Raw genomic sequence first — 5,754 nt, 5'->3', positions numbered from 1 at the left:
AAAAACAGAATAACAAGGATAAATTCAATATTGCCGTTTATTTTATCTGTATATAAATCTTTGAACAGCAGAGACACTAAAAACAAACAAAAAAGAAGAACAGCAATAAGAAATAAAGTAGATACGATATTTTTTAGCGACGCTTTAAAAGACATATATCCTCCATGAAAAAGAATATTGTCTCTTGAATTATCAGCCCAATCCTAAACACTTACTAAACGAGTGGTTAAACTAAGATTTTGCTTTCTCAGCAGCATCGTAAATGTCGTCCATAGCATCGTGCATCAACTGAATTTCCTCAAGGCTATAGGTGCCGTCAGTCATATCACTCCACTTAGCAAGGGGCGGGCAAAGCTGCCCCATACCCGTACAAGGACGCCATAAAAACCAGTCAACCCGCGTTACTGTGCTTCTTTCGGTTCGTCGGTGTTTTCGTCGCTGCTGAGATTCCAGAAAGGGCCAACATTCTCAGCAAGCGCACGCCCCAAAAGTAAAAGGAAGAAATGAACCTGATCCTGAAAAAGATTTTCACTCAACGGAACATTATCCGAAGCACGTTTGAATTCACCTTTACGAATAACCAATTCTTTAAGCCGCTCGAAGGTCATAGTGTTTAACCCAGCGATACCGGAAACGATCGTCATGTCTTTGACGTTTTTTGTAAGGTAGGGGAGTAAACCGTTTTGAGTTGCAATGCTCAACATCTCTACTTGATCCCGTGCTGGCGAAGTGTCACCAACATAAACTTCGTTATTAATCTCAATCTCTATTTTACGTGCCATTTTATAAACCGTATCCTTTAGAAAATACATTATATGGAATGATCTGACCTGAAAGCTGCAACGTTCTATCTAACGCACTAACTGTTTGCGCTGGGTCAATCCATTTGAAAATACAAAATGACTTACAGTCATCATATACGGCAATTGTAGAGCCATCAGGTAACCAGCCGATAACTTGATTAGCAAAAATCATATTAATGTCTGATGATCGCCCTCCCATCATATAGATGTTATCACGTGTAATAAACTCAACTTCCAAAACTATTTCTTTTTGCCCTGCACCATAAGCACCAATACCTCTATTATAGTTTTTTATAGAAGATTGATGTTGCTTCAATGCAGAATGAAACAATGGGCATTGATATACCACTTCAAGATTAATAATAACTTCGGATGCGGTCGGTTTATAACTTACAATGAAAGATTGCTCATCATTTTTTAGTGTCACTCCTCGCTTGAATACTTTTACAACTTCTTCAGACGAACTCCAAGATGATATTTTCTCTTTTAACTTTGCCTTTCCAACTAAGGAGAAAACCCCCTTTTTGTTAAGTTCTATTTTCCTATAACAGGCATGGGTGCAAGTTTTATATTTCAAAGGCAAGCCTTTAGCTTTTTCTTTCAAAGCCGCTGCTCTTTTTCGATTATAATCTATTTGCCAGTCATTAATTGCCTGTAGAAGATCTTTATCAAATGGATTGTTGTTTAACATATACTATCTCCCTCAAAGAAAGAGATAGTATCTAGAATTCAGTAAGTTATGACAACTAGGTTTCCTCACTATCCGCAAACTCGAAGGTAAACGTTTCGTCGCTGGCGCTCTGCTTACCGCCACGCCCCAGCCCGCCGCGCTGGGTCATTACCCCATCAAACGCTTCAACGGTTTCATCGGTGCCGCGCTGCCGGAAGGTAAAGAAAAAATCCACGCCCGACTTCTCAAGCGCCAAGAGCTGACGGACCTGATCGCAGCCAGGGATCAAACTCACCGATAAACGTTTAGGTCGTGTCGGCCCGTCCAGGCGAACGGAGGTTTTACCGATACCGCGTTTCAGGGTGGCGCGAGGGTCGATATCCTCAATGGTGATCGGCGGGTCAGTATCCCCGAACTCGTCAATCGGAAGCCCGTTGATAATGAGGTCAGCGTGGCTGGCGCCGTAGTTCTTCATTGCCATAGTCCGTTACTCCACTGTTACGTTCAGCTCTGCCACATGCCCTGCACGCGACAGAATGACGAGGATTTTTGTTGGCGGGAATTCGCGCTTTTTGCGCTGCGCTTTGGTGAGGGAGAGAACGTCTTCAGCCTTAGACAGAATGACGTAACCGAATTTTGCGGTTTTCTCTTCACCCGTCTGTTCATCGGTATAGGTTCCCTCTCCCAGCACGCCGTTGTTGTAGAAGCGCTTGAGAGTATCGGTCAGGACATTAAGCAGACTTTCATAACCGCGTGGCGTTAAGGGCCGCTTCGTGCCGACGTTGGCGATGTGGTTATAGCCATCAACCTGAAGGTGATTTTTCAGCACGTCGATATTAATCACGTCATCAATGAATTCCCCGTAAGAGGACATTGAAAGGCTGTTGATCACTCGACAGCTATCTTTCTGGCCCGCCAGCTCAACCGGAGTGAAGAACACCGCCTTTTTAGCCTTCAGCGCGTTGTAATGGCTCGTAGTAAGCTCGTCGCCGTCGATACCAGGTAAAACCTGATACTCTGCCGTAATAGCCGTGTTGAGGCCGTTAGGACGGAATTTAGCGAACGTGGCGGCTACCTGGACCATTGAGTGAGCCTGTGACGGGTCCACCTCCATCGCTTCGGGAGCCCGCCAGCCCACCAGCATGTGACGGTTACCCTTTTTCGCCAGGCGAGAAACAATATCGTTAGTCTCGCTCTGGTCGATCACTTCATCATCCGTGTTGGTGTACCAGACAGGGTGATCGGTCGTGTCGCTCCAGTCACTCAGCACCAGCAAATTTTCATCACTGAAATCTTCAGTTTTGAAAAAGTAGTTGTAACGCCAGGCGGCTTCGTTCGCTTTATTCACCGTGGCGATCAGGCTTTCATCCTCAGGATTTTTCATCCAGACGGTGAGCGATGAAGGTCGGGGAATTTGCGCAAAATAACGGGTGGCGATCAGATAAATTTCTGACTCCGTGCCGAAATCTTTTCCGATATCCGCTGCGCCTGAATAGTCGCGGAAAGTATCTACCGGAAAATCTTCTCCCCGCGCCGTTACGGGCACCATTTCCGGCAGGATAGCTTCTCCCTTTTCGGTCTCCAGCTTTTCGCCGCCTTCAGTCAGAATGGCTGGCTCGTCTTTTGGGAGGTCTGACGCATCGGCAAAAACAAAAGCCGTTGTGAAATCGGCGTACCCCAGGCCCGCCGCTCCGATAATTACGTTGACCGGAATAATATTGTCTACTGAGTACGCCATGTGGCCTTACTCCTCTGTGTAATGTTCGATGGAGAATCCTGCAGCGCGTAAAACCTTGCTGCTGACTTCGTGATCCACAAAAAGATGAATGTCGGCTTGCCAGCGCGGCTGGATGCCAGACTGAAAGTGCGTGCTGAGATTTCGGGGATTGCTGACGTAGCGGAACCCGCTTCACGATCCAGCAGACCATTAATAATTTCATCTTTGGTCATCGTTGATACCTTTCTTACTTGCAAATAACGTAACAGCCGCGTTAATCAGAGAACGGCAGCGGTCTACACCAGCACCACCGACAGCGGCACCAATAACGAAAGACCAGTCCATGTCTGATACTCCCAGCTGTTCAAAAAAACTCACCACTGCCAGTGCGACGAATCCGCAGATAAACCCAGCAGTGAATGAGCGGCGCCAGGCTACCCCGTCCCACAATGAGAAAAGCAAGGCTATAAAGAACGCAGTCAAGGCGCCCTGCAATGCCAGCCTGTTCTCATGTAAAAAATGAAGTACCGGACCCCAGCCCCCTGGCGGGGTGTAGTTCTGCATGATTCCTCCCAAATTGCAGGCATAAAAAAACCGCCGTTAGGCGGTTAGGTTAGTAACTAAGTTTTTATTTCCCGTATTCATCCATATACACATGAAAAGCGTAGATGAAATCATCAACTACCTTTTTCATCTTTCTAGGCGTTTCAGGATCAATTCCATTTAGCGTTACATAAGGTTTCACAGCGTTGTTTACTTCCGTGATTCGTTCCAGGAAGGCTATTCCTTTATAATCAGGCCTTATCAATAAAAGAAGGTTCCTTTCATTTCGCTGAGCTTTATCTAGAGCCTCCATAAGATATGGAGGATAAACGCCGTGTGTTTTGTACTCAAGAACATCACCAGAATCAATGAAATCCCGTGTTTTTTGAGCGACAGCATCAATCGAGGAGACATACTCCAGTGCTGCAATGCGTAGCTTCTCAGCTAATTCTTTTTTGTCCGTTTGCTTATTTTGCAGCACTGCTAACTGATAAGTATTTTTAATGGCTCTCCATCCCACCCATGCAGGTATAGCACCCGCAACAAATGAGCTGATTATTGTTTCCCATGAGAATGGGGCATTTAAAGTGAGCTCTGGTAATTTCTCTATAACCAGAGATTGAGCGTCTTTGATGAAGTCGAGCGGAAAAGGTATACCCATCCAAGCCATAAAATCCCCCTTAGGAAAGGGAGTATTTTACCAGAACATCAGGGGAGCACACTACCCAACAAACCACCCCAGGTTAGTTGGACGGCGTAATGTGCTTTCCTGAATTTTAGCTGTAAAAAAACCCGCTGATGGCGGGGTTATGTAACTGTGGCAACTTATCAAAATTGGCCTTAAATATGGCATAAAGTGTCGGGTTTTGCAACCCTTCGTTTTACAACCACCCTTTAGATCATGATGCTCACTACATATAGAAAGTGTATCAGTAGTGTAGAGAGTGATAATGATTTGCAACGTATACTAGCCTTTTATAATATTAACAAAACATTGGGAGGTTTGAATGATACTGGCCATAAGTTCTAGCTTTGACAAAACGATAGACTATATTTCCCAGAAGCATGGTCCTGGCAAATTCTATAGATTCAACATAGATCAACTTTCAGAATATGAAATATCATATGGTAAAAATTGCTTTAGCCTAAAAAATAATGAAGGATTAACTCTTTCAGAGGAAAATTGCTCATCAATTTACTATAGGAAACCTACTCCTGAGACGCTGCCTGATTTTATTAAAAAAATGTACCACCCACATATTTACAGAGAGGTGTTTGCTTTCACAGACGGTATAACCGAGGCATTTAGTGGAACATGCCTGACAAAACCATCAGTCCTACGAAAGGCTGACAATAAAATTTTTCAGTTACGTACCGCATTAAGTTTGGGCTTTAAAATCCCAAAACCATTAATAACAAACTGCATAGACAATGTGATTGATGAACTGACTACACCGATAGTAAAGCCATTATCATCTGGTATAATTGAACATGAAAATAAAAAAGAATTCGTCCAAACCAATTTCGTTGACTTTAGCAAAAGCACTAAAACGTTAAAATACTCACCTTGCTATTTCCAAAATTTTCAAGAGAAGGATTATGAAGTCCGTATTACCATCATCGATTAACATTTCTATCCTGTAAAAATTTCTTCAAGAAACAAATTAGACTGGAGAAAAAACAATAATCATATAGATTATGACATCATTGACATACCTACTCACATCAAAGAAAAATCATTGCTTCTCATGAAAAAACTAGACTTAAAGTTTGGTTGTTTTGACTTTATAGTTAGCGGGGGGGAATGGTACTATCTAGAAGTGAATGCAAACGGACAATGGGTTTGGCTTGAAATTGAATTAGGTCTAGATATCAGCAAAAAAATAATGGATTACTTACAATGAATAAAAATATAATTTTTCGTATTATGCAATTTTTTAACTCTACACCGATGCTACACCTTTCTGTCGATAATAATTTCGATACAGTCACGCGCTCTCATGTTTCAACAAAAATAAGAT

The 5,754-nt window shown here is 43.1% G+C and carries 9 protein-coding genes; 2 read left to right on the top strand and 7 right to left on the bottom strand.

Annotated elements, in window-relative coordinates:
• Positions 1-401: 401 nt before the first annotated feature.
• From IM295_RS22845 to IM295_RS22815, 7 genes are all read right to left on the bottom strand, one after another.
• Complete coding sequence (locus tag IM295_RS22845; RefSeq protein WP_193067361.1) at positions 402-782, bottom strand: hypothetical protein; 381 nt, start codon at positions 780-782, stop codon at positions 402-404.
• Between the two features lies 1 nt (position 783).
• Positions 784-1,494, bottom strand: a complete 711-nt coding sequence (locus IM295_RS22840; RefSeq protein WP_193067360.1) for a hypothetical protein — start codon at positions 1,492-1,494, stop codon at positions 784-786.
• 55 nt (positions 1,495-1,549) lie between these two features.
• Positions 1,550-1,954: a hypothetical protein gene (locus tag IM295_RS22835; protein ID WP_058646518.1), complete on the bottom strand. Its 405-nt coding sequence runs from the start codon at positions 1,952-1,954 to the stop codon at positions 1,550-1,552.
• Between the two features lie 6 nt (positions 1,955-1,960).
• Positions 1,961-3,211 carry a DUF3383 family protein gene (locus IM295_RS22830; RefSeq protein ID WP_193067359.1) on the bottom strand — a complete coding sequence of 417 codons (1,251 nt, stop codon included), beginning with the start codon at positions 3,209-3,211 and terminating at the stop codon, positions 1,961-1,963.
• Positions 3,196-3,423, bottom strand: coding sequence for a hypothetical protein (locus IM295_RS22825; protein ID WP_193067358.1), 228 nt, complete (start codon positions 3,421-3,423; stop codon positions 3,196-3,198). The genes IM295_RS22830 and IM295_RS22825 overlap by 16 nt, the downstream gene beginning before the upstream one ends.
• On the bottom strand, positions 3,410-3,754 hold the full coding sequence (locus IM295_RS22820; RefSeq protein ID WP_063155620.1) for a phage holin family protein: 345 nt from the start codon (positions 3,752-3,754) through the stop codon (positions 3,410-3,412). Before IM295_RS22820 ends, IM295_RS22825 begins: the two co-directional genes overlap by 14 nt.
• Before the next feature lie 64 nt (positions 3,755-3,818).
• Complete coding sequence (locus IM295_RS22815; protein ID WP_193067357.1) at positions 3,819-4,403, bottom strand: hypothetical protein; 585 nt, start codon at positions 4,401-4,403, stop codon at positions 3,819-3,821.
• Between the two features lie 337 nt (positions 4,404-4,740).
• On the opposite strand from IM295_RS22815, the gene IM295_RS22810 reads away from it, so the two are divergent.
• Together IM295_RS22810 and IM295_RS23190 are read left to right on the top strand one after the other, a co-directional pair.
• On the top strand, positions 4,741-5,361 hold the full coding sequence (locus tag IM295_RS22810) for a hypothetical protein (protein ID WP_226859540.1): 621 nt from the start codon (positions 4,741-4,743) through the stop codon (positions 5,359-5,361).
• Between the two features lie 120 nt (positions 5,362-5,481).
• Complete coding sequence (locus IM295_RS23190; protein ID WP_226859539.1) at positions 5,482-5,637, top strand: hypothetical protein; 156 nt, start codon at positions 5,482-5,484, stop codon at positions 5,635-5,637.
• Positions 5,638-5,754 lie beyond the last annotated feature (117 nt).

Source organism: Enterobacter cloacae complex sp. P14RS (genome assembly GCF_014895895.1).
Taxonomy (GTDB): Bacteria; Pseudomonadota; Gammaproteobacteria; order Enterobacterales; family Enterobacteriaceae; genus Enterobacter; species Enterobacter bugandensis.
Note: the sequence above shows the minus strand (reverse complement) of the source record. Positions and strands in the feature narration are given on the sequence as shown.

Bases quoted from the DNA above. Each gene is read 5' to 3' on its own strand.
- IM295_RS22845 (WP_193067361.1), bottom strand. From the start codon at position 782: ATGGCACGTAAAATAGAGATTGAGATTAATAACGAAGTTTATGTTGGT.
- IM295_RS22840 (WP_193067360.1), bottom strand. From the start codon at position 1,494: ATGTTAAACAACAATCCATTTGATAAAGATCTTCTACAGGCAATTAAT.
- IM295_RS22835 (WP_058646518.1), bottom strand. From the start codon at position 1,954: ATGGCAATGAAGAACTACGGCGCCAGCCACGCTGACCTCATTATCAAC.
- IM295_RS22830 (WP_193067359.1), bottom strand. From the start codon at position 3,211: ATGGCGTACTCAGTAGACAATATTATTCCGGTCAACGTAATTATCGGA.
- IM295_RS22825 (WP_193067358.1), bottom strand. From the start codon at position 3,423: ATGACCAAAGATGAAATTATTAATGGTCTGCTGGATCGTGAAGCGGGT.
- IM295_RS22820 (WP_063155620.1), bottom strand. From the start codon at position 3,754: ATGCAGAACTACACCCCGCCAGGGGGCTGGGGTCCGGTACTTCATTTT.
- IM295_RS22815 (WP_193067357.1), bottom strand. From the start codon at position 4,403: ATGGCTTGGATGGGTATACCTTTTCCGCTCGACTTCATCAAAGACGCT.
- IM295_RS22810 (WP_226859540.1), top strand. From the start codon at position 4,741: ATGATACTGGCCATAAGTTCTAGCTTTGACAAAACGATAGACTATATT.
- IM295_RS23190 (WP_226859539.1), top strand. From the start codon at position 5,482: ATGAAAAAACTAGACTTAAAGTTTGGTTGTTTTGACTTTATAGTTAGC.